The following is a 23,078-nucleotide window of genomic DNA, read 5'->3' as shown; positions in this document are numbered from 1 at the left end:
GTTCCGGATCGACACCAGCCCGGCCCGACGCCAGGAGTTCCAGTGAGCATGCTCGTCGAGTCCCCACCACCCCCGGTCGACACCGGCCCGCCGAACCGGCCACGCCGGCCCCGTCGACGCTCGCGCGACGTCGGCGTGACGGTCGCGGTCGTCGCGAGCGTGCTGCTCGTCGCCGTGGGCAGCGTCGTTCCGCTGACGGCGGTGCTGTCCACCGCCCTGTCGGGCCCGGCGCTGCCGCGCTACGCGGAGTTCGTGACCTCGTCGACCGACCTCGGGATCCTGCGGAACACGCTGGTGCTCGGACTGCTCGTCGGCGTCTGCGGCACCGCCATCGGGTTCCTGTTCGCGTTCGTGCAGACCCGGCTCGCCGTGCCGGGCAAGCGGATCCTGCACGTGGTGGCGCTGCTGCCGATCGTCAGCCCGCCGTTCGCGGTGGCGACGGCCGCGATCGTCCTCTACGGGCGGCAGGGCGTGGTGACCAGCGGGCTGCTCGGCGTCGAGTACGACATCTACGGGCTCGACGGACTGGTGCTCGTCCTGTCGCTGTCGCTGTTCCCGGTGGCGTACCTGGGCATGCTCGGCATGATGCGCGGCCTGGACCCGGCGATGGAGGAGGCCGCGATGAACCTGGGCGCGAGCCGCTGGCACATCTTCCGGACCGTGCAGCTGCCGCTGCTCGCCCCGGGTCTGGCGGCGCCGTTCCTCCTGCTGTTCGTCGAGGCCATCGCCGATCTGGCCAACCCGTTGGCGCTCGGCGGCGACTACACCGTGCTGGCCAGCCGCGCCTACCTCGCGGTCACCGGTGAGTACGACACGACCAGCGCCGCCGTCTACAGCCTGATCCTGCTGGTGCCGGCGGTCGGGCTCTACCTGGCCCAGCGCTACTGGCTCGGGCGCAGGATCCGGACCACCATCACCGGCCGGCCGTCGGGCACCGTGCACCTCATCACCGGCCCGGTGCGGTGGCCCATCTTCGGGCTGGCCCTGTTCGTCGCGGTGATCGTGGTGAGCCTGTACGGCACCGTGCTCCTCGGCTCGGTCACCCGGGTCTTCGGCGTCGACAACACGGTGACGCTGCAGCACTTCCGGGAGGTGGTGCTCGGTGTGGGCCAGGAGGCGTTGCGGGACACCACGGTGCTGGCCGCCGTGGCGACGCCGGTCGCCGGGGTCTTCGGACTGGTCATCGCCTGGCTGGTGACCCGCCACCTGCGCCGCTCGGCCGGCTGGCTCGACCTCGCCGGCACCCTCGGCGTCGCGGTGCCCGGCACCGTGCTCGGCATCGGCTTCCTGCTGGCCTACCGGCCCGACCGCTACATCGGCGACGTGCTGGTGTTCCCCGGCCTGGTCGGTGGAACGGCGATCGCCGGCGGGGCGCTCGCCATCGTGCTCGCCTACGTGACCCGCAGCGTGCCGGCCGGTCTGCGCACCGGCGGCGCCGCCCTGACCCAGCTGCATCCCAGCCTGGAGGAGGCGTCGATGAACCTCGGCGCCGGGACGTTCCGCACCTTCCGCCGGGTCGTGGTGCCGCTCATCCGGCCGGCCCTGCTCACCGGTCTCAGCTACAGCTTCGCCCGCAGCATGACCTCGATCTCCACGGTCATCCTGCTGGTCACCCCGGACACTAAGATCATCACCTCGCAGATCCTCAGCGCGGCCAACACCGGACGCTACGGCGTCGCGTTCGCCTACTGCACCGTCCTGACGGCCATCGTGCTGGCCGGGTTCGGCCTCATCCGGCTGCTCATCGGCGGCACGGCCGTTCTGCACCGCACCTCGACCGGACGGAGTTCCTGATGACGACCACCCTCCCCGGCGACCGGCTCCTGCCGTCGAAGGACCGTGTCGACGTCGGACGGCTGGAGCTCGACGGCCTCACCAAGACGTTCGCGTCGGCGTCGGGGGAGGTCACCGCCGTCGACGACGTGACGCTGGACGTGCGGCCGGGCGAGTTCATCACCCTGCTCGGACCCTCCGGCTGCGGCAAGACCACGACGCTGCGGATCGTGGCCGGGTTCGAGACCGCCACCGCCGGCCACATCCGGCTCGACGGCGCGTCCATCGACCGCCTGCCGCCGCAGCGGCGCACGATGGCGATGGTCTTCCAGAGCTACGCGTTGTTCCCGCACCTGACGGTCGGCGAGAACATCGCGTACGGGCTGAAGCTGCGCCGCCGCGGACACGACGACATCCGTACCGCGATGCAGATCGCGCTGACCAGCATGAACCTCGTCGGCCTGGAGAACCGGTCGCCGCACGAGCTGTCGGGCGGCCAGCAGCAGCGCGTCGCCCTGGCCCGCGCGCTGATCATGCAGCCGACCGTGCTGCTCTTCGACGAGCCGCTGTCGAACCTCGACGCGAAGCTCCGCGGCGCGATGCGGGCCGAGATCCGCCGGATCCAGCGCCGGCTCGGCATCACCAGCCTCTACGTCACGCACGACCAGGACGAGGCGATGAGCATGTCCGACCGCGTCGTGGTCATGAACAAGGGACGCGTCGAGCAGGTCGCCGCGCCGGCCGAGATCTACTTCCGGCCCGCGACCGTGTTCGTCGCCGACTTCATCGGCCGGGCCAACTTCGTCGAGGTGGTTCCCGAGCAGGTCGACGGGGGGTCGGCGACGGTCAACGCGCTGGGTGGGCGGCTGCGCGTCGCCGCCCACCCGGCGGTCCGGGCGAACGCGCCGGCGTACCTGATGATCCGTCCGGAGACGATCTCGCTGGCGCCCGCCGGCGACGGGGGCATCGGCGCCGTCCTCCGCTCCACGTTCCACGGGCACAGCGTCGACTACGAGGTCGAGACGATCAGCGGCACGCTGCACGTCACCGAGTCGGGCCCCGACCCGAACGCCCTGATCGACATCGGCACGAATGTCGCCATCACGTTGAGCCCGGACCGGTCCTACGTCCTCGACGGCGGCTAGATCCCAGGGGGAGTCATGCTCAGGCGAATCCTCGTCATCCTCGCGGCGGCCGTCGTGTCGCTCGCGCTGTGCCTGTTCCTCGAGATCGTCCTCGAGTGGCCGAAGGTCGTCGTGTACGTGATCGGGCTGGCCCCGCTGTTCCTCGCCGCGGCTGCCGTCGGTCCGGCCAACCGGAACCGCGACAGGCGACGGTAGCCGGGTCATTTTTGGTCTTTTATGCCACTTTTGTCGGTTATCATCCGGCCGTGGCACTGGTAGTGGTGGCGGAGGACAACCTCGAGCATCAGCGGCTGATCGTGAAGGTCGTCCGCCGGCTGCATCACGAGGTGGTCACGGTGTCCAACGGCATGGCCGCGCTCGACGCGGTCCGGTCACGGCGACCCGACCTGGTGATCGCCGACGTCGACATGCCGGAGCTCGACGGCGTCCGGCTGTGCCAGACCATCCGCGCCGACCCCGACACGGCCGCGACCCCGGTGGCCCTGATCACGGGCTACCTGCCGGCCAGCGACCCGGAGCACCGCCTGGCCGGCGCGACGGTGGTGGTCCGCAAGCCGTTCGGCGTGCAGGAGCTCACCGACGTGGTGAAGGGCTGCCTCGACGGTGCCGCGACCTCGGCGGTGGCGGCGTCCGCCGGCTTCGTCGACGCGTTGCTGCACACGCTCGACGTCGGCGTGGTCGTCTGCGACCCGCAGGGCCGGTTGCTGCTGCTCAACAGGACCCTGCGCGCCTTCTTCGGCGACGACAGCGCCTCGGTGCCGTTGTCGGAGTGGCCCAGCCGCTTCGTGCTGCGCCACCACGACGGCACGAGGCTGACCGCCGCGGAGCTCCCGCTGTCGCGGGCGCTGGCGGGCGAGGCGGTCGAGCACGCGGACATGCTCGCCTACGACCTCCAGCAGCGGCCGCACTGGCTGGTCATCAACGCGCACGGCATCTACGACGTCGACGGCGCCCTGATCGGCGCGGTGGCCGCGGTGCACGACGTCACCGCCGAGTACCGGGCCCACCGCTACCAGCAGTGCAAGAGCGACGTGCTGGAGGTCCTGGCCCGGGCGCCCGACGCGGGCACCGCCGCCGCCGAGATGCTGCAGGCGATCGGACTGCGGCTCGAGTGGCCCTACGTGCGGCTGTGGCTCGTCGACCCGGTGAGCGACCGGCTCCTGCCGGCGGCGATCTTCACCGCGCCCGACAGCCAGCCGCTCCCCGTGCCGTCGAGCTTCGAACGCGGCCACGGGCTGGCGGGCCGGTGCTGGGAGCGCGGTGAACCGGTGTGGGTGCCCGACATCCACGGGCCCGACTCGCCGGTGGTGCCCGAGATCGCCGACGCCGCCACCTACCGGGCGGCCGGCGCCGTGCCGGTGCGCAGCGGCACCGCCGTCGTCGGCGTGCTGACGTTCTTCTCGTGCGAGCGCCAGGAGCCCGAGCCCGCCATCGCCGTGCTCCTGGCCGGCATCACCGGCCACATCGGCGCCTACCTCGAGCGGCGCCGGGCCGAAGACCTGGCGCTGCAACTGGCCGCCAGCGTCGAGGAGTACATCGCGCTCGTCGGACACGAGCTGCGCACGCCGCTGACGTCGATCGCCGCGTACACCGAGCTGATCACCGAGTCGCCCGACACCACGCCGCTGAGCGAGGTGCGCAAGCTGCTCGACGTCGTGGTGCGCAACACCGACCAGCTGCGCGCGCTGGTCGACCAGCTCCTCGACCTGGCCGCGCTGGAGTCCGGCCAGGTCACGCTCGACACCGCGCCCGTCGACCTGTCCGAGGTGGTCGCCGGCGCGGTGGCCGCCGCCCGCCCGGCCGCCGGTGCCCGCGGGATCGCCGTCGACGGGGACCGGACCGGCCGCCTCACCGTGCCCGGCGACGGTCCCCGGCTGCGGCAGGTCGTCGACCACCTGCTCGACAACGCGGTCAAGTACAGCCCCGACGGCGCCACCGTCACGGTGACCCTGACCGGCGCCGACGACGTCGCGGAGCTCGCCGTCACCGACACCGGGGCGGGCGTGCCCGCCGAGGAGCACCCGCACCTGCTGCGCCGGCTGTACCGGGGCAGCAACGCCCGCCACCACGGCATCCCGGGTGTCGGGCTCGGCCTGGCGATCAGCCGCGCCATCGTCGAGCGGCACCGCGGCACCCTCACCATCGCGATGGGTCAGCCGGGAACCACCGCGACGGTCCGGCTGCCCTGCACCGACCGGGCGGCGGCTACGGCACAGCCGTGACGGCGTCGGCGACCTCGGTGCGGTCGCGGCCGGCGTGCTTGGCCGCGTACAGCGCCCGGTCGGCGCGGGCGACCAGTTCGTCGGAGGTCTCCACGCCGGTCCACTGGGCGGCGCCCGCCGAGAACGTCTGCCCGAGCGGGGTGACCGCGCGCAGCCGTTCCACCGTCGCCAACGCGTCGGCCAGTGGGGCGTCGGGCAGCAGCAGGATGAACTCCTCGCCGCCGTAGCGGGCCAGCCGGTCGACCGCCCGCACCTGCTCCTGCCATGCGGCGGCCGCGCTCTTGAGCAGCCGGTCGCCGGCCGGGTGGCCGAAGTCGTCGTTGAACCGCTTGAAGTGGTCCAGATCGATCATGACGACCGTGAGCGGCCGCCCGGTACGCCGGGCCTGCTCGGTGGCGTACGGCAGGTGGGTGGTCCAGTCCCGGCGGTTCGACAGCCCGGTCAGGGCGTCGGTGCGGGCCAGCTCGCGGAGCTGCCGCGACTGCGTCTCGATGTGACGCACGAGGCCCGCGAGCCGGGTGACGACGAGCAGGAACAGCACCGCGGAACTGGCCGCGATCGCGAACGCGTCGGTCACCCGGCCGGCCACCGCCTGGGTGGTGAGGACGGCGGGGCCCACGAGCGCGGCGGCGGTCAGCGCGACCAGCAGCGCCGGGCGGACCTGCTGTTCCGTGCCATCGTCGAAGGGCTCGCCGACCTGGCGCGTGCTCGGGTGCAGCGCGGCGGCGCCGACCATGGCGAACGAGGTCAGGAAGATCATGTTCATGCCGCTCAGCGCCAGCCCGGTGACCTCCAGACCCAGCTGCGACCAGACGACCCAGAGGATGTCGCCGACGAGCAGTAGCCCCACCGCGCCGACGACCGCGCGCAGCGCGGGCAGCCGCCACCCGCCGCGGATCAGGAGCCGGGTCGTCATCGCCAGGACGACCACGTCGCCGATCGGGTAGCCAGCGAGCGTCAGGTGCCCCACCAGCGTCAACGACGCGTCGTGCACGGTCGGGCGCACCACGTACACCCATGACAGCAGGCCGAGGCCGGCGGTGATGGTCGCGCTGTCGAGCGTCGCCGTCCAGCTGCCGCCGAGCCGGTGCCGGCGCTGGACCACGAGCATGCCCGCCACCAGGCACGGGTACAGCGCCAGCCAGAACGCGTCGGCGACCGAGGGGTAGACGGGTCCGCTCGCCCACTCGACGACCGCGGCGACCGCGATGCCGGTCGCGTTGAGGAACACGCCGGCGGCGAACAGCAGCCAGGCCGCCTGCCCGGCCGGTCGGTGGCGGCGGACACCGACGACGGCCGTCGCGGCCGCGCCCCAGCCGACGGCGACCTGCCAGGCGGTACCGAGCCAGGGGTGGTCCGCCACGACCGGGTAGAACCCGATCATCCCGGCCATCACGACGGCGTACGCCGCGAGCATGCGTGACTTCACGCCGGGGAGATCGTCAGCGCCCGGTCGGGGTTGAAGGTCGTGGCAGGCTGGCCGGTATGACGTCACCCACGCAGGTCGTCGTGCTGCCCGCCAACACCCCACGGTCGTTCTACCGCGACGCCGGTCGCATCGCCGCCTTCCGCGGCGCCGCCGGAGACGGCACCGCCCCCGCCGGCGGTGGCTACCACCCCGAGGACTGGGTGGCCTCGACCACGGCCAGGTTCCAGGCGGCGCCGGCGGGCCTGACCGTGCTGCCCGACGGGCGGCCGCTCACCGACGCGATCGCCGCAGACCCGGTCGGGTGGCTGGGCGCCGACCATGTCGAGCGGCACGGCGCCGACCCGGCGATCCTGGTGAAGCTGCTCGATGCGGGGGAGCGGCTGCCACTGCACGTGCACCCCGACGGCCGGTTCGCCGCCAGCCACCTGGCGTCGCCGTACGGCAAGGCCGAGGCCTGGGTGATCGTCGACGCCGCACCGGACGCGGTCGTGCACCTCGGTTTCTCCCGCGACGTCGGCTCCGACGAGCTGGCCGGCTGGGTCGCGCGCCAGGACGTCGGTGAGATGCTGGCCAGCACGAACCGGATACCGGTGCGCCGCGGCGACGCCGTCTTCTGCCCCGCCGGTCTGCCACACGCGATCGGGGCCGGGATCCTCCTGGTCGAGGTGCAGGAGCCGACCGACTTCTCCGTGCTGCTCGAGTGGACCGGCTTCGACCTCGACGGCGCCGCCGTCGGTCACCTCGGCCTGGGGTTCGACGAGGCCCTGCGCTGCGTCGACCGCGCGGCCTGGAGCGAGGCGCGGATCCGGGGACTGGCCGCCGCCCGGCCGGGCTCCACGACACGTCCCGGTGTGGAACGGCTCCTGCCCACCGCGGCCGACGGGTTCTTCACGGCCGAACGGCTGCGGCCCGCGCCCGACGCCGTGCTGGACCCCGCGTTCTCGGTCGTCGTCGTCACCGCGGGCGGGGGCGAGCTGTCGACCGGCCACGAGATTCTCCCCGTCCGTGCCGGGATGACGCTGCTGGTCCCGTTCGGCGCGGGAACCTGCGCGCTGCGCGGCCGGGTCGAGGCTGTCCGGCTCCTCCGCTGAGCGCTACCGGTGGTGGGCCAGCGGTCCGTGGCTCGCGGTGTGCGCGGGGTCCGTGTGGATGGTCGCGGCCGTCAGGCGGGGAACAGCGTGGAGCAGCCGGTGCTCGGCGTCGACCGCGATCTCGTGGGCCCGCACCAGCGACAGGGTCGCGTCGACGACCACGTCGGTCTCGGCGTGGAGGTGGTGGCCAACCCAGCGCATGCGGAGCCGGCCGACGGACAGGACGCCGGGTGTCTCCGCGAGGACCCGTTCGGCCGTGTCCACTGTGGACGGATCGACGGCGTCCATCAGCCGCCGGTACACCTCCCGGGCGGCGTCCTTGAGCACCAGCAGAATCGCCGCGGTGATGAGCAGGCCCACCACCGGGTCGGCCCACCGCCAGCCCAGCGCGACGCCGCCCGCGCCGAGGAGCACGGCGAGCGAGGTGAAGCCGTCGGTGCGCGCGTGCAGGCCGTCGGCGACGAGGGCGGCCGACCCGATGCGCCGCCCGACCCGGATGCGGTACCGCGCGACGACCTCGTTGCCGACGAACCCGACGAGGCCGGCGGCGGCGACCCACGGCAGGTGGGTGACGTCGGCCGGGTCGAGGAGCCGCCGCACCGCCTCGTAGCCGGCGTACGCCGCCGACGCGGCGATCGTCACGACGATGAGGATCCCGGCGATGTCCTCCGCGCGCCCGAAGCCGTAGGTGTAGCGGCGGGTCGCCGCGCGGCGTCCCACCAGGAAGGCGACGCCGAGCGGTACGGCGGTGAGCGCGTCGGCGAAGTTGTGCATCGTGTCGCCGAGCAGGGCGACCGACCCCGACACGGCCACGACGGCCAGCTGCGCGGCGGCGGTGGCACCGAGCGCGACCAGCGAGATCCACAGCGCCCGCATGCCCTCCCGGGACGCTTCGAGCGCGGAGTCGATCTTCTCGGCGGTGTCGTGCGAGTGCGGCAGATGCATGGCGTACCCCCTCGGGGGCACGGTACGTGCCGACCCGTGTACGCGGCGACGTCGCACCTGCGAGCCATGGGCACCTGCCCATCGGACGTCGCGGCACGTCAGTGCGGGTCGGCCTCCCCGGCCAGGGCCCGGCGCAGGGTGCGCGCCTCCTCGGCGCTGACCGCGCGGGCGAAGTGCACGAGCGTCGCCGACCGGCTGTCGGTCTGTCCGAGGACGTCGAGCATCAGCTGGGCCACGAACTGCTCGCGGGTCAGCGCCGCCGAGTAGTGCCAGGCCTTGCCGGCCAGCTCGCGGGTCACGACCCCCTTGCCGGCCAGGCGGTCGAGGACCGTCATCACCGTGGTGTAGGCGGGGCGGCGGTCGGCGAGCCGGTCGACCACGTCGCGGACGGTGACCGGGGTGGCCGCGGTCCACACGACGTCCATGACCGCGCGCTCGAGCTCGCCCAGCTGCCTCACCGCACCTCCCGACTCCTACGCAGCGTAGTAGATCGGATGGAGCGTCCGGTGGCCCGTGCCCGGTAGATTCGCGGCAGTGAATTCCGCACTCGGGTAGCAGCGTTCCTTCCGACTGGACGGTACGCTCTGGGGGTTCGTGAGCGAGGATAGGGGACCGTAGATGGCTCGTGCGACGACGACCCGGCCGGTGTCGACGCGGCGCCGGCAGCGCTGGCCCGACGGGTACGACCCGGAGAACACGCGCAACTCCCTCATCACGAGTGCGCTCGCGTTGTTCGAGCGGCGCGGGTTCGACCGCACGTCGGTCCAGGAGATCGCCGACCACGCCAGCCTCACCAAGGGCGCCTTCTACCACCACTTCGAGAGCAAGGACGACCTCCTGCGGCACATCCAGGAGGAGTACCTCGAGGCGCAGCTCGTCGCGATCCAGCAGATCGAGGCGGGCAGCGACGACCCGAAGGTGCGGGTGGCCGAGCTCATCCGGTTCAGCCTCACGAGCGTGGCCGAGTACCGGGCGCACGTCACGATCTTCTATCAGGAGCGGCGCTACTTCACCGGCGAGCTGTTCGCCGAGGTGACCCGCAAGCGCGACCTCGTGGAGGCCGCGTTCGCCGGCATGGTGGCCGACGGCGTGGCCCGGGGCGTGTTCCGCTCCGACATCGACGCGAAGATCGCGACGTTCGGGCTCGTCGGCATGTGCGCCTGGGCGTACCAGTGGCTGAACACCGGCGGGAAGCTGAGCGTCGACGAGGTCGCGCGCCAGTTCAGCGCCATGGTGCTCGAGGGCCTCTACGCCTAGCGGCGCTGCGTCCCCCGACAGCGGCGTGGCCGCGGTCTCGTGATCGTTATTCGAGGAACGACTTGAGCCATCGCCGAGTCGTCTCACGCTACGTGACGTTCGCGAAATCCGCTCCGGGTCGATCGAACCAACAAGATCAGCTTTTCAGGAGGGAAAGTGAAGTCAGGCTTCATTTTCCCTCCTGAGAAGCTGATCTTGTCTCGATTGGCGGCGACGCGAAACGGGTCAAAACGGGTATCGACGGGTTGTCGCGGGGAGTAAGGGCCGCGATCTCGGCCCGTCGATCCTCGACTGGCGGAGGTTTGTCACCCTACGTCCTGAGTGGCGGTGATTCACCTGTGTGAAGTACGTGAACAGTTACGAGGGACTGAACTGCAGCGTGACCGCACGTTCGTTCCTCGGGCGGCGATCAAGGTGCCGGCTCTGCCCCACCGCCGGCCGGTCTCCATGGACGGCCGCGTCCGGACGTGAACGAGGGCCTTCCCGGGGCGCCCTCAGTCGTGGTAATACCTTCCAGTCGGTATGAAGAGGATGGCGGCGGGATGGCGGTGGTGGCGTGACGCGAGCGGTGCGGGTCGGGATGGACTTCGTCTCCGCCCTCGATCGGGGCAGCCTCCGGGGACTCCAGAAGCTGTGCTCGGCCGACGCCACGTGGTGGGTCGACGGCGGCCCGGACCGCGCGGGCGGCGACCCGGAGGGCACCGGCAGCGGTCGCTTCCCGCTGCACGGCGTGATGCGCATGGACGACAAGCTCGCCCTGATGCGCGAGCGGGGACCCGCCACGTTCCCGACCGGCTGCCGGCAGATCCCGCGCCGCGTCATCGCGGGGGAGGACTCCTGCGTCATCGAGGTGGAGGGGTACGGCGTCCACGCCAGCGGGTCGGAGTACGCCAACCGCTACGGCTTCTGGTTCGACGTCGACGCGGCCGGGGCGATCGTGTCGGTGCGCGAGTACCTCGACACGCTGCATGCCCAGGAGGTCGTCGGGGCGGGCGCACGAGTTCCGGCCCGCCGGAACGTGCGTATCCCCAAACCAACCGATCACAGCGACCCCGCGCCGGCGGCCGCCACAGCGCTTGCGCTGTGGCCAGCCCTCGCACGCGCGGACCTCGACGCGTTCGCGGCGCTGTTCCGCGCGGACGCGACCTGGTGGACCGACTCCGGCCGCGACCGCGCCCGCGGACGCCTGCACCGCCGCGGCGACATCGCGGCCGGCCCTCTCCATGGCGTGGTGCCGATGGCCGACAAGCTCGCCGCCATGCGCCGGCGTATGGACAGCGGCGCGTACGCGTCGGCGGCCGTGACCGTGACGCCGCACCGCTGGATCGCCGACGACACGCTCGTCGCGATCGAGGCGACCGGCGACGCGACGCTCGCCGGCGGCGCCCGGTACCAGAACCGCTACCTGTGGGTGGTCGACGTGCGGCCGGACGGCATCGCCCAGGTGCGGGAGTACTGCGACACGCTGCACATCGCGGAGCTGATGACATGACCGAGCTGAACCACGTGCTCACCACCACCCGGTCGGTGCGGCTGCGGCTGGACTACGACCGGCCGGTGCCGATCGAGGTCGTCGGCGAGTGCCTGCAGCTGGCCCTGCAGGCACCGACCGGCGGCGCGGCGGAGGACTGGCGCTGGGTCGTCGTGGGCGACCCGGCGCTGAAGGCGGAGCTGGCCCGGCTGTACCTCGCCGCGTACACGGAGTACGTGCACGAGCCGCTGAAGACCCGGAACAGCGACATCGCGAAGGGCCGGCTGGGCGGTGTCGGGCCCGACGGGACCGTCAGCGAGCGCACGGCGCGGATCCTGCGCGGTGCCGAGCACCTGGCGCACACCATCGGCCGGGCGCCGTACCTCGTGATCCCCTGCGCGACGCGGCCGAACCCGGCCACCGGCGGCCCGGGCACGAACTCGGCGCTGTACGGCTCGGTCTATCCGGCGATCTGGCAGTTCAACCTGGCGCTGCGCGCCCGCGGGCTGGGCACCTGCATCACCACGCTGCACCTGCACCACGCCGACGAGGTCGCGTCGCTGCTGGGGATCCCGCCGGGCGCGGTGCAGGTCACGATGCTGCCGGTCGCGTACACGCGCGGCACCGACTTCCGGCCGGCGGTGCGCAGACCGGTGCGCGAGGTCGCGTTCCTCGACCGGTGGGGTTCGCCGTTCCCGTACCAGGAGGTGTCATGGAGCCGGTGATCACCGACATCGACCGGGTGCTGACCACCACCCGCGCCGTACGCAACCGCATGGACTTCGACCGGCCGGTGCCGCGCGCGGTGGTCGAGCACTGCCTGCGGCTCGCCCAGCAGGCGCCGATGGGGTCGAACCTGGAGGACTGGCGCATCGTCTGCGTCGACGACCCGGCCCTGAAGGCGAAACTGTCCGAGCTGTACACCGAGGTCTGGTACCAGACCGTCGAGGGTCCGCTGGCCGCCGGCGAGGCCGCGACGACGACGCGGCTGTCGCCGTCGGTGCGCGCGGACGCCGTGGCGCAGGACCGGCAGGCGCGCATCCTGCGAGCGGTGAAGTACCTGGTCGACCACCTGGAGCGGGTGCCTGTGCTGGTGGTGCTGTGCAGCAGCAAACCGGTGCCGGCGCAGCCGCTGGGTGGCACGGCGTCGGGGTACTACGGGTCGATCTTCCCGTTCGCGTGGTCGTTCCAGCTCGCGCTGCGCTCGCGCGGGCTCGGGTCGGTGATGGCGACGGCGTTGGCGCACAAGGCGTCGAAGGTCCAGGCCGCGCTGGGGCTGCCGGCGGACTGGCGGCCGATCACGCTGCTGCCGGTCGCGTACACGAAGGGGCTGGAGTTCCGGCCGGCGGCCCGGGCCGACCTCAGCGAGGTCGCGTTCTGGAACGGACCGCACGAGCGCGCGTCATGACGGTCGTCGTGACCCGGCGCGGGCCGGCGCTGTGGGCGCGGATCGACCGTCCGTCGGCCGGGAACGCGTGCGACTCGTCGGTGATGGCCGGTCTCTCCGGGTGGCTCCAGAGTGGGGACGGCGTGCGCGTGCTCGTGCTGACCGGCACGGGCCGCAGCTTCTGCGCCGGCGCCGACCTCGTCGAGGCCACCGGGCTCCTGGGCGACCTGCCGGCGCTGCTGGCGTTCCTCGACCGGGGCCGCCAACTGGTCCGGGCCGTGCGGTCGGCGGGCGTGCCGACGATCGCCGCCGTCAACGGCGCGGCGTTCGGCGGCGGGCTGGAGCTGCTGCTCGCGTGCGACGTCGCCGTCGCGGCGTCGTCGGCCCGGATCGGTGACCGGCACATCGCGGTCGGGCAGGTGCCCGGCTGGGGGTCCAGCGTCATGCTGCCGCGGGCGGTCGGGCCGGCGCTCGCCCGTCGCCTGCTGATCGCCGGCGAGACCTGGACCGGCGTGGAGGCCGCACGGCACGGGCTGGTGAGCGAGGTCGTCGCCGACGACCTGCTGGAGGGCCACGTCGACGCGCTGGCCGGTCGGATCGCCGCGCTCGACGCCGGCGCGGTGCGCCGGATGCTGCGCGTCGCGCGTCCCGAGATCCCGGAACCCGAGTGGGACCGCGAGTGGGCGACCCTCACCGACCACCTGACCGCCCTGAGCGAGGTGCACGATGCGTAGCACGACCGTTCCCACTCCGACCGGCCTGCTCGACCTGGTGGGTACGGACCTCGGCACGAGCGGAACCCACGTGGTGACCCAGGAGCAGATCAACTTGTTCGCCGACGTCACCGGCGACCACCAGTGGATCCACGTCGACGCGGCGCGCGCCGCCGACGGGCCGTTCGGGACCACGATCGCCCACGGGTTCCTGACGCTGGCCCTGGTACCGGGGCTGCTGGCCGAGATCCTGGTGGTCGAGCGGTCCTCGATGGGCGTGAACTACGGGCTCGACCGGGTCCGGTTCGTCAGGCCGCTGCCGCCGGGCGTGCCTGTACGTGGAAGCGCGACCCTGATGGAGGCGAAGCCGATCGAGGGCGGCGTCCAGGCCAAGGCGGCGGTGACGGTGGAGTTCGCGGAGACCGGCACGACCTGCTGCGTCGCCGAGGTGCTGTTCCGCTACTACACGTAGGTGGCGGCGATCGCGCCGTAGTCGCGGTGGGTGCCGTCGGCCGGGCGGTGCAGGTGGTCGACCTCCGCGAAGCCGGCCCGCTGGAGGCGTCGCGAGATCTCGTCGGTTGGCCACCGGTACGCCGTCGTCACCTTGTGGTCGAACGGGCCGACCTCGTCGGACTCGAAGTAGCCCAACACCAGGGTGCCGCCCGGCGCCGTCACGCTCCGCAGGGTGGCGAGCGCGCCGTCGAGCTCCGACGGTGGCAGGTGGATCAGCGAGAACCAGGCCAGGATGCCGGCGTACCCGGCCGCGCCGAGGGTCTCCAGCGATCCCAGCCGGTAGGCGCCGTCGGGGTGGGCCGCCCGGGCGTGGGCGATGAACTCGGGCACCGGGTCGACGCCGACCGCGTCGACGCCCAGCGACCGCAGGAAGCCGGTGAGGTGGCCGGGACCGCAGCCCAGGTCGATGACCGTGCCGGGCCGGATCGTCAGGTGGCGTTCGACGAACGCCAGGTCGTCGGGGTCGGTCTGGCCGACGGTGCCGAACAGGTCGATGTAGCGGTCGGCGATGGCGGAGTAGGCGTCCCGGACGTGATCCACCGCGCGACTATACGAACCGCCCGCGGTAGAAGGAGAGCGCGGGCACCGTGGTCGGCTTCAGGTGGACGTGGTCGATGTCGAGCAGGACGATCACGTGGTCGCCGCTGGTGATGACCTCGTCGCGGCGCCCGGCCAGCACCGCCGGGGTGCGGGGGAGCAGCGGTACGCCGTCCGGGCCGGGGACCCACGGGACGCCGGCCAGCTTGTCGGCGCCGGTCAGGCCCGAGGTGGCGAACCGGCGGGCGACGTCCTCCTGTTCCTGGCTGAGGATGTGCACCGCGATGCGCTCGGCCTCCATGAGCACCGGGAAGCTCGACGCCGCGGTCGCCACGCAGAACAGGACCTTGGGCGGGTCGAGCGACACCGAGGTGAACGAGTTCACGGTCAGCGCGGCGAGGTCGCCGCCCGCGGTCACGGCGGTGACGGCCGTGACGCCGGTGGGGAAGTGGCCGCAGACCTGGCGGAACTGCGTGGAGTCGAAGAGGGGCTCGGTCATCATCGCTCCATCACCGGCCCGCGGAGGCCGCCTTCCAGCTGGATCAGGCACAACGTGTGTCCACCGACGTCCTTCACCAGCTGCAGCCGCCCGTACGGGCTGTCGACCGGTCCGACCGTCGCCATGCCGCCGAGCGCGCCCACCCGGGCGACGGCCGCGTCGAGGTCGGCGACGCTGAAGTAGGTGATCCACTTCGACGGCACGATGTTGGGCCACTGGTTGTCGAGCTCCAGCACCCCGGCGACCGGCACGTCACCGAGCATCAGCAGCGTGTACGGCCCGGCCGTGGGCGAGTCGCCGTGATCGCGTGCCGTGAAGCCGAACAGCTCCCGGTAGTAGGCCACCGACCGTTCGGGCTCGCCGGTGTCGAGCTCGTTCCAGCACAGCGCGCCGACCGCGTTGAGCACCTGCACCCCGGCCCGCGACTCGCCCTGGTACAGGCCGAACGCGGCGCCGAACGGGTCGATCACCGCGGCGCCGGTGCCGGCCGCGGGCAGGTACCGCGGTGGGGTGACCAGCTCGCCGCCCAGCCGTACCGCCTCGCGGGCCGAGTGCCCGATGTCGTCGACGGCGAAGTAGGTGATCCAGCCGCGGGGCCGGCCGCCGTGCAGGCCTCCCGCGTCGGAGATCCCGGCGACGTCGCGGCCGCCGAGGCTGCACATGCGGTAGGTGGTGGAGCCGAGCTTCTCGTGCCGCACCGTCCAGCCGAGCAGGGACGCGTAGAACGTCTCGGCCTTTTCGGGGTCGGGGGTGCACAGCTCCACCCAGACGGCCTCTCCTGCCTGGAAACTCATCAAACCCCCCGGGAGACGATGGTGCGGGCGGAGATCTCGTAGGCCCGCTCGGGCGTGTCGGACGCGACGACCTCGACCACCGCGCGGACGGTCGGGCCGGGCACGGCGAGCAGGGCCTCGACGAGGCGGTCGACCTCGGCGTCGACGTCGTCGGCCGGCACGACCCGGGCGACCAGGCCCCAGGCGTGCAGCGTCGCGGCGGTCGCGGTGGTCGCGCCCAGGAGAAGATCAAGTGCCAGTGGACGCGGGAGAGCGCGGCCGATCGCGTGACCGACCCCGGCCGGCGCGAACCCGAAGCGCGCCTCGGGCAGCGACAGCTGGACGTCGTCGGCGGCCACCGGCAGGTGCACCGCGGCGAGCAGCCCGGCGCCGAAGCCGATCACCCGGCCGCGGACCGCGGCGACCACCGGTACGGGCAGCCGCCGGATGCGGGACACGGCCTCGTCGCTGTGGCGCAGGTCGGCGGCGACGGACTCGGCGGTGGCGTCGCGCAGGTCGGCGAAGGACGAGGTGTCCCAGCCGGTGCAGAAGTGGCGGCCGGCCATCTCGAGGCGCACGACCGCGCAGTCGTCGTCGGCCGCCGCGGCCTCCAGGAGGTCGACGAGCCCGTCGAGCGTCGCGGTGGAGAAGCAGTTGCCGCGCCCGGCGTTGTCGAACCGCACCCGGGCGACCCGGCCGTCGCGCTCGCGGGTCAGCGTGATGGTCACGGCCGGATCATACATACCGGTCGGTATGAAAACAACGGTGCAGGTGGAAGCGCTCGGGAAACCCGGTCGTCATCCTCGCGACACCGGTTCGACCTGTTGACTTGATACCGGCTGGTCGGTACTTTGTGGCCAGCGTCACGGGCTGCCGACTCACGGTGGCATGACGGGTCCATCACGGTGAAGGACATCGACAAATGATCTTGAAATCCTTGCGTTCCCGGCGGCCGTTGGCGCTGGTTGCCGCGGTCGCGCTCGCCGCAACCGGCCTCGCCGCGTGCGGTGGCGACGCCGACTCGGGCACCACTGCCAAGTCCGACCCCAATGCGACCATCCGCGCGCTGCTCGCCGCCCAACCCGCCACCCTCGACCCGATCGTGGGCGCCCGCTCCGCCCAGATCGTGTGGGCGACGATCATCGAGCCGCTCATCACGACGGACGACAAGCTCGCACCGACGAAGAACGGCCTGATCACCGACTGGTCGCGCACCGACAACACCACCTGGACGTTCAAGGTGCGCCCGGGCATCAGCTTCAGCAACGGCGAGAAGGCCGACGCGGCCGCGGTCGCCAACACGCTGACGCTCACGCGCGACGCCGCCGCGTCGCAGCTGAAGTCGTACTTCACGAACGTGGCCACGATCGAGGCGACCGACGACACCACCGTCACGGTGAAGACCAAGACCCCGCAGTACAACATCGCCGACCTGCTCACCACGGTCTACCTGGTGCCGCCGGCGTACTACAAGGAGAAGGGCTCGGAGGGCTTCGCCGCCGCGCCGATCGGCACCGGTCCCTACGTGTGGGGCGGTTCGAACGCCGGCCGCGACATCTCCGTGAAGAAGAACCCCGACTACTGGGGCGAGAACAAGGCAACGAACGGCGGCATCACGTTCACGTGGGCCAACGAGGCCGCGCAGCGGCTGGCGCTGATCCAGAGCAAGAGCGTGGACATCTCCTTCGACCTCCCGCCGGCGCAGGCCAGCGCCGCGAAGAAGGCCGGCATCGAGGTGGTCAGCACCGAGACCGCGATGAAGATCATCGCGTTCCTCGACTCGACCAAGGCGCCGTTCAACGACCCGAAGCTGCGTGAGGCGGCGGCCCTGGCCATCGACCGCGACGCGATCGTCAAGGGCATCTTCGACGGGCAGGCCGTCGCCGACGCCGGGCTGCTCAACGTGAAGCCGGGCGAGAAGCCGGCCAAGAGCGTCACCGCCGACCCGAACAAGGCCAAGGAACTCGTCGGCTCCTCGGCGCCGGCCGTGCAGATCCACTACCCGGCCGCGCAGTACACCAACATCGAAGAGGTCTCGCAGGCCGTCGGTGGCGCGCTGGAGAAGGCCGGCTTCAAGGTCAGCTACGTGCCGATCGACTACGGCACGCTGGTCAAGCGTGTCGTCGGCCGCCAGGTCCCCGGCATCTCGATCTTCGCCGGTGTGCCGAACGTGGCCGTGCCGGACTTCTTCGCCAGCGGCTTCCTGAAGACCAAGTCGATCACCGGCAACTGCCCCGACCCGCAGCTGGACGAGCTGACGGCGAAGGCGCTGGAGCAGAGCGACGCCGCGGCCGCCGCGCCGATGTACGAGCAGCTGAACACGATCGGCGTGGTCGACAAGCACTGCTACGTGCCGCTGTACCGGCAGATCTTCAACTACGCCACCGCGAACAACACGAAGGGTGTCGTGTTCGGTCCGCTCAACACCGTCGACTTCACGAAGACGACGCGCTAGATGCCGGACTCCGTCCAGAAGGTGATGCCGGGCAGCAGCGATGCCGCCCGGCACCGCCGTGACCCCGTACTGGTCGTCGACAACCTCGTCGTCGAGCACCGCAACCGCACCACCGGCGAGGTCTTCCGGGCCGTCGACCGGGTCTCGCTGCGCATCGACGCAGGCGAGAGCGTCGCGGTGGTCGGCGAGTCCGGGTCCGGGAAGACCACGCTCGCCATGGCCGCCACCGGGCTCGGCACCCGGGGCGAGGGCGACATCCGGCTCCTCGGGCACTCGCTCGCCACGGTCAGCCGGCGCGACCTGCGCCGGCTGCGGCCCGAGGCGCAGGTGGTGTTCCAGGACCCGCACGGCTCGCTCGACCCGCGCCAGTCGGTCCGGTCGGGCTTCGCGGAGCTGCGCGGACTGCAACGCGAGCGCACGTCGTGGATCACCGACGCCGAGCTGCTCGCCCGGGTCCGGCTGGCACCCGAGCTGCTGGACCGGTTCCCGCACCAGCTCTCCGGCGGGCAGGCGCAGCGGGTCTGCATCGCGCGGGCGCTGCTGATGCGTCCCCGCCTGATCGTCGCGGACGAACCCACGAGCGGCCTGGACGTGTCGGTGCAGGCCGACGTGCTGAACCTGCTCCGGGAGATCCGCGCGACCACGGGTGCCGCGCTGCTGATGATCAGCCACGACCTGGCGGTCGTGCGCTCGGTCTGCGACTCGGTGCACGTGATGTTCCGCGGCCGGGTGGTCGAGTCCGGCCCCTGCGAGAAGGTCTTCGCCGATCCCCAGGACGACTACACGCGTGAGCTGCTGGCCGCGATGCCCGGCGCACGCTGGAGGGCCCGCCGATGACCACCGCCGTCGCTCCTGTGAAGCCCACCGTGAAGCGGACCCCGAAGACCGCCACCGTACGCCGGGTCGCGGTGCGGGTCGGCGCGCTGTTCGCGTCGCTGCTGATCGCGTTGAGCATGGCGTTCCTGCTCGGGCGCCTGTCCGGCGACCCGACCACGACGATCCTCGGCCCGATGGCGCCGCCCGAGCAGCGCGAGGCGCTGCGCCAGGAGCTGGGCCTCGACCGGCCGCTGATCGTGCAGTACCTCGACTACCTGAAGAGCGTGTTCACCGGCGACCTCGGCAACTCGCTGCAGTTCTACCAGCCGAACACCCAACTGATCATGGACCGGCTGCCGTTCACCCTGCAGCTCGTCGGCGCCGGCATGGCGCTCGCGGTGCTGGTCGGCGTGCCGCTGGGCGTGCTCGCCGCGACCCGCGAGGGCACCTGGTGGGACCGGGCCGCGTCGACGGTCGCGCTGCTGGGCCAGTCGGTGCCGGTGTTCTGGTTCGGCATGATGCTCGTGGCGCTGTTCGCGGTGAAGCTCGGCTGGCTGCCGGCCGGCCAGTCCGGGACGGTGCGGCACCTTATCCTGCCGGCGCTGACGATGTCGGTGTACCCGATGGCGCACATCGCGCGGCTCACGAGAGCGTCGATGAGCGACGCGTTGGGCGAGCCGTTCATCGACTCCGCGCACGCCCGGGGCATCGCGCCGCGGCGGGTGGTGTGGCGGCACGCGTTCAAGAACGCGATGATGCCGATCCTCACGATCGTCGTGCTGCAGACGGGCATCCTGCTCTCCGGCGCCGTGGCGGTGGAGTACGTGTACTCGTGGCCGGGCCTCGGACAGCTGGCGCTGCAGGCGATCCAGTTCCGCGACTTCCCGTTGGTGCAGGCGATCGTCATCTTCGGCGCCATCACGTTCGTCGTGCTGAACCTGCTCGTCGACGTGCTGCACTCGATCGTCGACCCGAGGGTGAGGTGACCTGATGGCACTTCCCGAACTCGAACTGGCCGCGGCCGAGGAGAAACCGGCGCCCGTCCGGCGGGGCCGGCGCACGTCGGCGTTCTGGCTGGGCCTGCCGATCGCGGTCATCGGGGTGCTGGTGTTCGTATTGCCGCTCACCGGGCTGCTGCCGGAGAAGGGGCAGAACCTCGACGCGACCCGCCAGCCGCCCGCGTGGCTCAGCGGCGGGTCGTGGGCGCACCCGATCGGCACCGACAAGCTCGGCCAGGACCTGCTGACCCAGTTCGTCTCGGCCGGGCGGATCACGATCCTCATCGGGCTCGTCGGCGCGGTGGTCGCGATCGGACCGGGAACGCTGCTCGGGCTGCTCGCCGGCTACTACCGCGGCTGGGTCGACCGGGTCATCTCGATCCTGATCGACGCCCAGCTGGCCCTGCCGTTCATCCTCATCGCGCTGGCGATCATCTCCAACCGGGGCAGCTCGCTGCCGGTGCTGTTCCTGGTGCTCGCGTTGACCGGCTGGGCGGTGTGCGCGCGGGTCACGCGGTCGGCGACGCTGGCGATCCGCGAGCGGCAGTTCGTGCTCGGGCTGCGGGCGGCCGGCGCCTCGGAGGCCCGGATCGTGTTCCGGCACGTGCTGCCGAACCTCGCCGGCACGATCGTCGCGCTGGGCACGCTGCAGGTCGGCACCGCGATCCTCATCGAGAGCGCGCTGAGCTTCCTCGGCCTCGGCGTGGTGCCGCCGATGGTCAGCTGGGGCTCGATGCTCGCCGCCGGCCAGGACGAGCTCAGCTCCGCCTGGTGGATGGCGTTCTTCCCGGGCCTGGCGATCACCGTGCTGGTGCTGCTGGTGAACCTGCTCGGCGACGCGCTGCTGACCCACCACGACCCGCGGAAGAGGCGCCGATGAGTGATCTGCTGTCGGTGACCGGCCTGTCGATCACGGCCCGGGTCGGGCACGATGACATCAGCCTTCTGGACGACGTCGACCTGGAGATCCGCAAGGGTCGGATCGTCGGCGTCGTCGGCGAGTCGGGCAGCGGCAAGACCACGCTCGCCCGGTCGGTGATCGGGCTGCTCGAACGCAACGTCCGCGTCACCGCCGGGTCGATCTCGCTGAGCGGCGAGCAGGTGGTCGCGCCCGGCGTCGACGGCACCGCGCGGGTACGCGGGTCGGAGGTCGGGATGGTCTTCCAGGACGCGTCACGGTCGCTGAACCCGCTGATGAAGGTGCGCCACCACCTCGCCGAGGTGCTGCGCCGCCACGTGCCCGACATCTCCAGGGCCGACGTCGAGCGACGGTCGGTCGAGGTGCTGGAGCAGATGCGCATCAGCGACGCGACGCGTGTGCTCGACAGCTACCCGCACCAGTTGTCGGGCGGCCTGCGGCAGCGGGTCGCGATCGGACTGGCCGTGGTGACCCGCCCGTCGCTCGTCATCGCCGACGAGTGCACCACAGCGCTCGACGTCACCACACAGACGAAGGTCGTGGGCCTGTTCCGGACCCTGGTCGACGAGCTCGGCATCGGGCTGCTGTTCGTCACCCACGACCTGATGCTCGCCAGCGACCTCTGCGACAGCATCGCCGTGATGAGCGGCGGCCGGGTGGTGGAGCAGGGCGATGCCCTGCAGGTGCTCGACCACCCGGAGCAGGAGTACACGAAGCGGCTGCTGGCCGCGATCCCGTCCTGGTCCTAGAAGGAGACCGATGACCTTCGGCATCGACGCGTACGCCGCGTACCTCCCGGCGTACGCGCTGAACGACAACCGCCTCGACGCCACACAACCGGCGCGACCGGGCGGCCCGACGAAGAGCGTCGCCGCCTTCGACGAGGACACCGTGACGATGTCCGTCACGGCGCTGCGGCACCTGGCCGTCTCCGGACCGCTGCTGCTCGCCACGACGAACGCCCCCTACGAGGCCAAGACCGCGGCGACCATCGTGCACGAGGCGCTCGGCCTGGCCCCCGAACATACGGTGGTCGATCTGCGTGGCCACCGCTCCGGCGCGAGCGCGCTCGACCTGGCCCTGAGGACCGGCGCGACGGCGGTCCTCGCCGACATCCGCACCACGCGCCCCGGCGCGCCCGACGAGCTGGCACAGGGCGACGCCGCCGCGGCCTTCGTCGGCGGCTCCGGCACGGCCGCGGTGCTGCTGGCCCGCGCCGCGCACACCACCGAGCTCCTGGAGCGCTGGCGGCTGCCGGGGGAGCGGCACGACCGCGTCTGGGACGAGCGGTTCACCGCCGAGATCCTGGTCGAGGCGGCCACGCACGCGGTGCGCCGCGCGCTGACGGAGGCCGGGCTCGACGCCGTCGACCACGTGGTGGTGTCGTCGTCGAACGCCCGCGCGGCCGCCGTGATCCGCAAGGCGCTCAAGGGCAGCGGGACCGACGCCGCGGTCGAACGGGCGACCGGGTTCACCGGTGCCGCGCACCCCGGTCTCCTCCTCGCGGCCACCCTCGACGAGGCCGCGTCCGGACAGACGGTCCTGCTGGTGTCGGCCACCGAGGGCGCCGACGCGTTCGTGTTCCGGGTCGGCGACGGCGTGCGGCGGGCCCGCGGCGGCGCGTCGGTGCGCGACCAGCTCGCCGCGCGGCAGCCGCTGACCTACGGCCGGTACCTGCGCTGGCGCGGGCTGCTCGACGTGCAGGGGCCGGCCCGTCCCGCCGCGCAGGCACCGGCGTCGCCGCCGATGCACCGCCGCGCCGGGTGGAAGTACCGGCTCGAGGGCAGCGAGTGCGGCGCCTGCGGACAGGTCACCACACCACCCGGGCGCGTGTGCGCGTCGTGCGGGATCGCCGGGGACGGCTCCGCGAAGGTGTCGTTGCGCGACCGGTCCGCGCGCGTGGTCTCCGTGACCCGCGACCACCTGACCACGATGCCCGAGCCCGACGTGGCGGTGGTCGTCGTCGACTTCGACGGCGGCGGCCGGCTCGCCGGATACGCCACCGACGTCCCGCCGGGCGACGTCACCGTGGGAATGCCGGTGACGCCGACGTTCCGGCGGCTGTGGAGCACCGAGGGCATCCACAACTACTTCTGGAAGCTCGTTCCCGAGAGGCATCCGCATGGTGAGTAGGC

The 23,078-nt window shown here is 72.2% G+C and carries 24 protein-coding genes; 17 read left to right on the top strand and 7 right to left on the bottom strand.

Features of this window, described 5'->3' with window-relative positions; all coding sequences use genetic code 11:
* Positions 1–48 precede the first annotated feature (48 nt).
* From Voc01_RS39700 to Voc01_RS39685, 4 genes are read left to right on the top strand one after another with little or no spacing between them, the layout of a single operon-like run.
* Complete coding sequence (locus Voc01_RS39700) at positions 49–1,794, top strand: ABC transporter permease (protein WP_239160836.1); 1,746 nt, start codon at positions 49–51, stop codon at positions 1,792–1,794.
* Entirely contained in the window at positions 1,794–2,918 is a 1,125-nt protein-coding gene (locus Voc01_RS39695; RefSeq protein ID WP_203932856.1) for an ABC transporter ATP-binding protein, read from the top strand. Before Voc01_RS39700 ends, Voc01_RS39695 begins: the two co-directional genes overlap by 1 nt.
* A gap of 15 nt (positions 2,919–2,933) precedes the next feature.
* Positions 2,934–3,113 (top strand): hypothetical protein, encoded by a 180-nt coding sequence (locus Voc01_RS39690; RefSeq protein WP_203932855.1) that lies wholly within the window; start codon positions 2,934–2,936, stop codon positions 3,111–3,113.
* Positions 3,114–3,163: 50 nt separating this feature from the next.
* Positions 3,164–5,140 (top strand): ATP-binding protein, encoded by a 1,977-nt coding sequence (locus Voc01_RS39685; RefSeq protein WP_203932854.1) that lies wholly within the window; start codon positions 3,164–3,166, stop codon positions 5,138–5,140.
* Here Voc01_RS39685 and Voc01_RS39680 read toward each other — a convergent pair.
* Positions 5,124–6,569 (bottom strand): sensor domain-containing diguanylate cyclase, encoded by a 1,446-nt coding sequence (locus Voc01_RS39680; RefSeq protein ID WP_239160831.1) that lies wholly within the window; start codon positions 6,567–6,569, stop codon positions 5,124–5,126. The two genes, Voc01_RS39685 and Voc01_RS39680, sit on opposite strands and share 17 nt — an antisense overlap.
* Positions 6,570–6,625: 56 nt before the next feature.
* Between Voc01_RS39680 and Voc01_RS39675 the strand changes: the two genes are divergently transcribed.
* Positions 6,626–7,660 carry a class I mannose-6-phosphate isomerase gene (locus tag Voc01_RS39675; RefSeq protein ID WP_203932853.1) on the top strand — a complete coding sequence of 345 codons (1,035 nt, stop codon included), beginning with the start codon at positions 6,626–6,628 and terminating at the stop codon, positions 7,658–7,660.
* 3 nt (positions 7,661–7,663) lie between these two features.
* On the opposite strand, the gene Voc01_RS39670 is transcribed toward Voc01_RS39675, so the two are convergent.
* Positions 7,664–8,605, bottom strand: a complete 942-nt coding sequence (locus Voc01_RS39670) for a cation diffusion facilitator family transporter (protein ID WP_203932852.1) — start codon at positions 8,603–8,605, stop codon at positions 7,664–7,666.
* Positions 8,606–8,703: 98 nt separating this feature from the next.
* Positions 8,704–9,063, bottom strand: a complete 360-nt coding sequence (locus tag Voc01_RS39665) for a BlaI/MecI/CopY family transcriptional regulator (RefSeq protein ID WP_203932851.1) — start codon at positions 9,061–9,063, stop codon at positions 8,704–8,706.
* A gap of 160 nt (positions 9,064–9,223) precedes the next feature.
* On the opposite strand from Voc01_RS39665, the gene Voc01_RS39660 reads away from it, so the two are divergent.
* From Voc01_RS39660 to Voc01_RS39635, 6 genes are all read left to right on the top strand, one after another.
* The gene (locus Voc01_RS39660) at positions 9,224–9,862 is read left to right on the top strand and encodes a TetR/AcrR family transcriptional regulator (RefSeq protein WP_203932850.1); all 639 of its coding nucleotides are present in this window, start codon (positions 9,224–9,226) and stop codon (positions 9,860–9,862) included.
* A gap of 556 nt (positions 9,863–10,418) precedes the next feature.
* A complete protein-coding gene (locus Voc01_RS39655; protein WP_203932849.1) occupies positions 10,419–11,354 on the top strand; it encodes a nuclear transport factor 2 family protein in 936 nt (311 codons plus the stop codon).
* Positions 11,351–12,058, top strand: coding sequence for a nitroreductase family protein (locus Voc01_RS39650; RefSeq protein WP_203932848.1), 708 nt, complete (start codon positions 11,351–11,353; stop codon positions 12,056–12,058). The genes Voc01_RS39655 and Voc01_RS39650 overlap by 4 nt, the downstream gene beginning before the upstream one ends.
* Positions 12,046–12,741 carry a nitroreductase family protein gene (locus Voc01_RS39645; protein WP_203932847.1) on the top strand — a complete coding sequence of 232 codons (696 nt, stop codon included), beginning with the start codon at positions 12,046–12,048 and terminating at the stop codon, positions 12,739–12,741. Before Voc01_RS39650 ends, Voc01_RS39645 begins: the two co-directional genes overlap by 13 nt.
* The gene (locus Voc01_RS39640; RefSeq protein WP_203932846.1) at positions 12,738–13,454 is read left to right on the top strand and encodes an enoyl-CoA hydratase/isomerase family protein; all 717 of its coding nucleotides are present in this window, start codon (positions 12,738–12,740) and stop codon (positions 13,452–13,454) included. Before Voc01_RS39645 ends, Voc01_RS39640 begins: the two co-directional genes overlap by 4 nt.
* Positions 13,447–13,905 (top strand): MaoC family dehydratase, encoded by a 459-nt coding sequence (locus tag Voc01_RS39635; RefSeq protein ID WP_203932845.1) that lies wholly within the window; start codon positions 13,447–13,449, stop codon positions 13,903–13,905. The genes Voc01_RS39640 and Voc01_RS39635 overlap by 8 nt, the downstream gene beginning before the upstream one ends.
* Here Voc01_RS39635 and Voc01_RS39630 read toward each other — a convergent pair.
* The 4 genes from Voc01_RS39630 to Voc01_RS39615 are packed head-to-tail and all read right to left on the bottom strand — an operon-like array spanning position 13,896 to position 16,483.
* The gene (locus Voc01_RS39630) at positions 13,896–14,486 is read right to left on the bottom strand and encodes a class I SAM-dependent methyltransferase (protein WP_203932844.1); all 591 of its coding nucleotides are present in this window, start codon (positions 14,484–14,486) and stop codon (positions 13,896–13,898) included. The genes Voc01_RS39635 and Voc01_RS39630 overlap by 10 nt on opposite strands.
* Before the next feature lie 7 nt (positions 14,487–14,493).
* The gene (locus tag Voc01_RS39625; RefSeq protein ID WP_239160830.1) at positions 14,494–14,982 is read right to left on the bottom strand and encodes a flavin reductase family protein; all 489 of its coding nucleotides are present in this window, start codon (positions 14,980–14,982) and stop codon (positions 14,494–14,496) included.
* Positions 14,982–15,776, bottom strand: coding sequence for a VOC family protein (locus tag Voc01_RS39620; protein ID WP_203932842.1), 795 nt, complete (start codon positions 15,774–15,776; stop codon positions 14,982–14,984). Before Voc01_RS39620 ends, Voc01_RS39625 begins: the two co-directional genes overlap by 1 nt.
* Positions 15,776–16,483, bottom strand: a complete 708-nt coding sequence (locus Voc01_RS39615; RefSeq protein ID WP_203932841.1) for an enoyl-CoA hydratase/isomerase family protein — start codon at positions 16,481–16,483, stop codon at positions 15,776–15,778. The genes Voc01_RS39620 and Voc01_RS39615 overlap by 1 nt, the downstream gene beginning before the upstream one ends.
* A gap of 194 nt (positions 16,484–16,677) precedes the next feature.
* Between Voc01_RS39615 and Voc01_RS39610 the strand changes: the two genes are divergently transcribed.
* From Voc01_RS39610 to Voc01_RS39585, 6 genes are read left to right on the top strand one after another with little or no spacing between them, the layout of a single operon-like run.
* Entirely contained in the window at positions 16,678–18,210 is a 1,533-nt protein-coding gene (locus tag Voc01_RS39610; protein ID WP_203932840.1) for an ABC transporter substrate-binding protein, read from the top strand.
* A complete protein-coding gene (locus Voc01_RS39605) occupies positions 18,211–19,047 on the top strand; it encodes an ABC transporter ATP-binding protein (protein WP_203932839.1) in 837 nt (278 codons plus the stop codon).
* Complete coding sequence (locus Voc01_RS39600; protein ID WP_203932838.1) at positions 19,044–20,012, top strand: ABC transporter permease; 969 nt, start codon at positions 19,044–19,046, stop codon at positions 20,010–20,012. Before Voc01_RS39605 ends, Voc01_RS39600 begins: the two co-directional genes overlap by 4 nt.
* A 4-nt stretch (positions 20,013–20,016) precedes the next feature.
* Complete coding sequence (locus Voc01_RS39595) at positions 20,017–20,904, top strand: ABC transporter permease (protein WP_203932837.1); 888 nt, start codon at positions 20,017–20,019, stop codon at positions 20,902–20,904.
* A complete protein-coding gene (locus Voc01_RS39590) occupies positions 20,901–21,692 on the top strand; it encodes an ABC transporter ATP-binding protein (RefSeq protein WP_203932836.1) in 792 nt (263 codons plus the stop codon). The genes Voc01_RS39595 and Voc01_RS39590 overlap by 4 nt, the downstream gene beginning before the upstream one ends.
* 10 nt (positions 21,693–21,702) lie before the next feature.
* Entirely contained in the window at positions 21,703–23,076 is a 1,374-nt protein-coding gene (locus Voc01_RS39585; RefSeq protein WP_203932835.1) for an OB-fold domain-containing protein, read from the top strand.
* Positions 23,077–23,078 lie beyond the last annotated feature (2 nt).

The sequence above is a fragment of the Virgisporangium ochraceum genome, assembly GCF_016863655.1.
Classification (GTDB): domain Bacteria; phylum Actinomycetota; class Actinomycetes; order Mycobacteriales; family Micromonosporaceae; genus Virgisporangium; species Virgisporangium ochraceum.
The sequence above is the reverse complement of the archived record's forward strand: the minus strand, read 5'-3'. Positions and strand labels throughout refer to the sequence as shown.

Coding starts and splice junctions, on each gene's coding strand:
- Voc01_RS39700 (WP_239160836.1), top strand. CDS start 49: ATGCTCGTCGAGTCCCCACCACCCCCGGTCGACACCGGCCCGCCGAAC.
- Voc01_RS39640 (WP_203932846.1), top strand. CDS start 12,738: ATGACGGTCGTCGTGACCCGGCGCGGGCCGGCGCTGTGGGCGCGGATC.
- Voc01_RS39635 (WP_203932845.1), top strand. CDS start 13,447: ATGCGTAGCACGACCGTTCCCACTCCGACCGGCCTGCTCGACCTGGTG.
- Voc01_RS39675 (WP_203932853.1), top strand. CDS start 6,626: ATGACGTCACCCACGCAGGTCGTCGTGCTGCCCGCCAACACCCCACGG.
- Voc01_RS39610 (WP_203932840.1), top strand. CDS start 16,678: ATGATCTTGAAATCCTTGCGTTCCCGGCGGCCGTTGGCGCTGGTTGCC.
- Voc01_RS39620 (WP_203932842.1), bottom strand. CDS start 15,776: ATGAGTTTCCAGGCAGGAGAGGCCGTCTGGGTGGAGCTGTGCACCCCC.
- Voc01_RS39605 (WP_203932839.1), top strand. CDS start 18,211: ATGCCGGACTCCGTCCAGAAGGTGATGCCGGGCAGCAGCGATGCCGCC.
- Voc01_RS39670 (WP_203932852.1), bottom strand. CDS start 8,605: ATGCATCTGCCGCACTCGCACGACACCGCCGAGAAGATCGACTCCGCG.
- Voc01_RS39645 (WP_203932847.1), top strand. CDS start 12,046: ATGGAGCCGGTGATCACCGACATCGACCGGGTGCTGACCACCACCCGC.
- Voc01_RS39695 (WP_203932856.1), top strand. CDS start 1,794: ATGACGACCACCCTCCCCGGCGACCGGCTCCTGCCGTCGAAGGACCGT.
- Voc01_RS39650 (WP_203932848.1), top strand. CDS start 11,351: ATGACCGAGCTGAACCACGTGCTCACCACCACCCGGTCGGTGCGGCTG.
- Voc01_RS39590 (WP_203932836.1), top strand. CDS start 20,901: ATGAGTGATCTGCTGTCGGTGACCGGCCTGTCGATCACGGCCCGGGTC.
- Voc01_RS39660 (WP_203932850.1), top strand. CDS start 9,224: ATGGCTCGTGCGACGACGACCCGGCCGGTGTCGACGCGGCGCCGGCAG.
- Voc01_RS39585 (WP_203932835.1), top strand. CDS start 21,703: ATGACCTTCGGCATCGACGCGTACGCCGCGTACCTCCCGGCGTACGCG.
- Voc01_RS39625 (WP_239160830.1), bottom strand. CDS start 14,982: ATGACCGAGCCCCTCTTCGACTCCACGCAGTTCCGCCAGGTCTGCGGC.
- Voc01_RS39595 (WP_203932837.1), top strand. CDS start 20,017: ATGGCACTTCCCGAACTCGAACTGGCCGCGGCCGAGGAGAAACCGGCG.
- Voc01_RS39600 (WP_203932838.1), top strand. CDS start 19,044: ATGACCACCGCCGTCGCTCCTGTGAAGCCCACCGTGAAGCGGACCCCG.
- Voc01_RS39690 (WP_203932855.1), top strand. CDS start 2,934: ATGCTCAGGCGAATCCTCGTCATCCTCGCGGCGGCCGTCGTGTCGCTC.